At 25.7% G+C, this 4187-nt stretch carries 4 protein-coding genes; all 4 read right to left on the reverse strand.

Features of this window, described 5'->3' with window-relative positions:
- Positions 1-26 precede the first annotated feature (26 nt).
- Positions 27-527 (reverse strand): hypothetical protein, encoded by a 501-nt coding sequence (locus tag M947_RS23295; protein WP_021288348.1) that lies wholly within the window; start codon positions 525-527, stop codon positions 27-29.
- A gap of 29 nt (positions 528-556) precedes the next feature.
- Complete coding sequence (locus M947_RS23300) at positions 557-805, reverse strand: hypothetical protein (protein ID WP_021288349.1); 249 nt, start codon at positions 803-805, stop codon at positions 557-559.
- Between the two features lie 304 nt (positions 806-1109).
- A complete protein-coding gene (locus M947_RS22135; RefSeq protein WP_021288350.1) occupies positions 1110-3452 on the reverse strand; it encodes an N-6 DNA methylase in 2343 nt (780 codons plus the stop codon).
- Positions 3453-3717: 265 nt separating this feature from the next.
- Positions 3718-4101 carry a YniB family protein gene (locus tag M947_RS23885; RefSeq protein WP_021288351.1) on the reverse strand — a complete coding sequence of 128 codons (384 nt, stop codon included), beginning with the start codon at positions 4099-4101 and terminating at the stop codon, positions 3718-3720.
- Positions 4102-4187: the final 86 nt, after the last annotated feature.

Raw genomic sequence — 4187 nt, forward strand, 5'->3', positions numbered from 1 at the left:
TTACTAAATGTAGCTGACACGAAATTTTAAACGGTCTCAAATGCTCTTTTGTAAAAAATAAATAAGTCATCTATTAGTATATGATTTTTTTCATCTACGATAAAAGTCAGTTCCGTATTTTTTGACTTTTCTATAACTTGGTAAACTAAACTTATTAGGCTGTTATCAATAATAGGGTACTTTGAAATAAACTTTACTTCATTGCTTTTTATATAACCTAAAATTTCATCTAAAAAATTATTTGCTTTTTTTCTATCAATGTTTGGATATTCATATTTGTAAAGTATTTCAACAAAATTATTTAAATCTATTTTTATAAATTCATAGAGAATCGTTTTTAATTCCATATGAACTTGAAGTAATTCTTGTGGAATCATTGATTCTAAAATGTCAATAGATGACCAATATAAAATATTTAAATTTGAATAATGCAAAAATAAATCATTTGAAATCATCCAATCTAAAAATATTTCAAGTTTTTTAGATTTTAAGCATGATAAAAAATCGCCTTTAGCTATATATGTCAACTTCATTTCTTTAGCAGTTTTAGGAAGTTTTAAATTTTTTTCAATGTATCTGTATCAAAATTCATCTTTGATTTAAGGTGAGTAACCCCACCTAAAACAAAATTTTTAGATAAATCAGAAATAGGAATATTAAATTTGTTTTCATTTTTAAACCAAAATTTTCTAAGATTATTTGTTTCATCGTAATAAAAAACATATTCATTATCAATGTTTTTAAAATTGTGTAATTCAATTTCTAAATTTCTATGCTCAGTAATATCAAATTTCATTTTTTCCATTTTGTTTGCCTTGTCTCATAACGGGGGCGCGGGTCACGGACTCCCGAATTAAAAATTTTAATTTTTCATTTGGGTGCTCTGTGCATCCGCTTGTTATCTGGCGCTGTGCGACAGATGACCAGTGGGTGTTCAACCCGCGCCCCCGTTATCCGGTCACGCAGTGAGCGGATAACGGTTGAAGTGAACTACAAGATGGTATCAATTCAGTAGTGTTTGTACTTTTTTGAACTTAGTTTTCAAGGCAAAAGCTAAAATTATCTGCAGTGTAATCTTGTTAGCTCCTCTGATTTGTTATCTAATCTACTTATTCATAATCTAATGAAATAATATATCTTTCCATAAACTTCCAATCAGGTTTCTTATTACAGTCAACTGGTAGTTTAATGGATAGCTTTTCAATTCTTTTTTGTACCAAACCTCTTCCGTATCCAAATTTTTTTTCTATTTCTAAGTTTAATATTGCATTTAAAAATAATGCCACTTTTAAATTAAGATTTTTATTTCTTAAAATATTTACCTTGTTTCCTGTAATAAATTTATCTGTTTGATAAAATGCTTTAAAGCCTTCTGCCCCTATAGTAATTGCGTTACCATCTAAATATTTATCTTTTGAAATTATTGTATTATTTACATATAATTCAACACCATTATTTTTTGTTGTTCTTGTAACATAGGGAGTAAAGTCTTTTTTATTTGTTTTTGAAAACTTCTTAATACTATTTTTATGAATTGCTTTTCCTAGTGTTACTTCAAATAATTTACCAACTTCAAAACTTTCCCATTTCTCCGTATTTAGTTCAAGTTTCTCATTTTGATTAATAAAATCTTTGATTGCTAAAAATTTTCCTTGAGATACACAAAAAGATAAATAATTTAAAACAAGTGTTTTAATAACTTCATCATTTAATTCATTATAGTTTGTTGTCATATATTGTTCAACACACCATTCGTCAATTGGTTTAATCGCTTTTTTTATACTATGCTCAATTATTTCATCTTTATTTCTATAATTTTCTAACCAAAAATTTTTTATCTTATTCCATTTGTGATCATAATCTGATCTTCCACTGGTTCTTTTTTTATAAAATCCATCATCTTTCCAGTAGCCAAAATATGTTTTATAGTTATTTGGATGTTTCTCTTTTGCTTTAGTTACAATTATACAAGTATTAGTTCCCACATTAGAATTATAAAATAATTCATCAGGCATTGAAAATACTGCTTCTAAAGTATGATTTTTTAATAGTTTTTCTTTCAACTCTAAGCCATAGCCACTATCATATAGTGCACATCTCATAGGTACAATTGCAATACATAAAGAACCTTTTTCAAGTTGTTCTAAATTATTCAGTATAAACTCTAATTCTTCTATATCATCTTTGTTTGATTTATAAGGAGGATTTAAAAAACCAACATTAGGTTTAAATTTTGCAATTTCACTTTTTATATCATACTCAAAGCATCCACCTTTCAATAGATTACTTCTTCCATCACCATGAATATACATATTTGAACAAAGTAAAGAAAATATATCATGTTGAATTTCAACTCCAACTATTTGTTCAGATTTTATTTTTAACTCTTTCTTTTTATCTCCACCTGCATCAATTATCATTTTTTGCATAGCAGAGATTAAAAATCCACCTGTTCCGGTACATGTATCTAAAATGATACTATCTTTATTGATATTTGCTATTTCAGCAAATAACTCTGTGATATGAGGTGGCGTTAAAACGATTCCTAAACCTTTATCATTATTTGCATATCTTAAAAATTCAATATAAAACTGTCCTAAGGTATCAAAATATTTATATGTTTTTATAAAGTTATTTATTTTTTCATCTATCTCATCAATAATATCTCTTAGTTCATTTTCTTTAACTGATAGGATAGTATGTGTGGTTATAAATGAATATGATGAAATAATATTTTGGATATGTTCATTTTGTACATCAGTTAATTTTTCTTCTATTGTTGTAATTAAATATTTAGCTAAAGACTTTGGATTTTTTAATTTGTAAGATGTACAAAATGCTTTATCTGTTAAAGCTATTAAAGTACCACTAATCAACAAACTTCTTTCACTCTCTTTTACTTTTAAAGTATGTAACTTATCATTTAAAGTCTTTGAGTATTTTAATAATTCTTGAAAATCTTGATTGAATTTTCTTTCATCTGTTTTGTAGCCATTTTCATAATCTGATAAATTTAAAAGTTTATCATCATTAAAAATTGTATGAGCTTCTTTTGTATTTTTTAATTGTAAAAAATGAGAAATTTTTAATTTTTCTTTTTCTTCTCCACTTACTGCTATTGCTAATACATCATATTCTTTTGATAAAAAAGAACTATATAACAATACACCATCAACAGCATAATCTTTATACTTGTCCAAAGTATCTGATTTGTGTTTTTTTGTATCGGCTTTTGATTCAATAACTATTATAAAATTTGGATTTTCTTTGTATTGAATAATAAAGTCTGGGTAACCTTTTCCTCCACCACTTTTTGAGGCATTTATTAAAAGTTTATCAATTTTTTTAGTTTTTGTTGATTGCTTTTCAATAGCAACTTTATTATCTTTATATAATTTATTAGTTTGAAAGAAGTCTCTTATAATATCATCTGTTATACTTTCATTTGCCATTTTGCAACCCCCGTTTATTTTTGTTTATTTTACCAAGAAAATTTAATTTTATTTAAAAATATGTCATTTTGCAATATTTTTATAAATTCTATAAAATTAAACTTTTAAAATATTAATTATTTTTTAAGCACACATTTTATCTAAAGTTTAATACTATTTTGATTATCTGACAAATTTGCAGTATTTATTTTTTCAGATAACGACTGAAGATAGCCAATAAATTTCCGCTAGGTAATTTATTGGCTACTCTGTTTTGTTAGCAAGTTTAAAACCCAGACAATTTTAATACCACACCACCAATGATTGTTATGACTAATGGGGCGATATATAATTGATGTATTTGAGAAAATATACTTGAATCGTTGATATTCGCATTATTTCTCATCTCTTCTCTTGTATTTATATTTTCTCGATTATTTATAGATGCTTGGATTAATTGATTTTCAATCATTGTATTAATTTCATCTAATCTAATCGATAGCTTTTTACCAGAGCTATATAGTGCTGAACCAATAAATATTAATCCATATAAAAATATAAAATATATATTATCTTGAACATTTAATTGATTTAGATTTGGTGTTGGACAATTTTCCCAAAAAATAGGGAGTGTTAGAAATTTCGTGTCAGTTTGATAAAATACTATCAAGGACTGACAATGAATGAAGAAGTAGATTTTGATTTTGATGAAATCTTAGAAGAATTTAGAAGTGGAAAGAAACTTACAGGTAAAGG

The sequence above is a fragment of the Sulfurimonas hongkongensis genome, assembly GCF_000445475.1.
Classification (GTDB): domain Bacteria; phylum Campylobacterota; class Campylobacteria; order Campylobacterales; family Sulfurimonadaceae; genus Sulfurimonas; species Sulfurimonas hongkongensis.

What these genes read in the sequence shown, in the direction of transcription:
- M947_RS22135 (WP_021288350.1), bottom strand. Translation starts at nt 3,452, where the DNA reads ATGGCAAATGAAAGTATAACAGATGATATTATAAGAGACTTCTTTCAA.
- M947_RS23300 (WP_021288349.1), bottom strand. Translation starts at nt 805, where the DNA reads ATGGAAAAAATGAAATTTGATATTACTGAGCATAGAAATTTAGAAATT.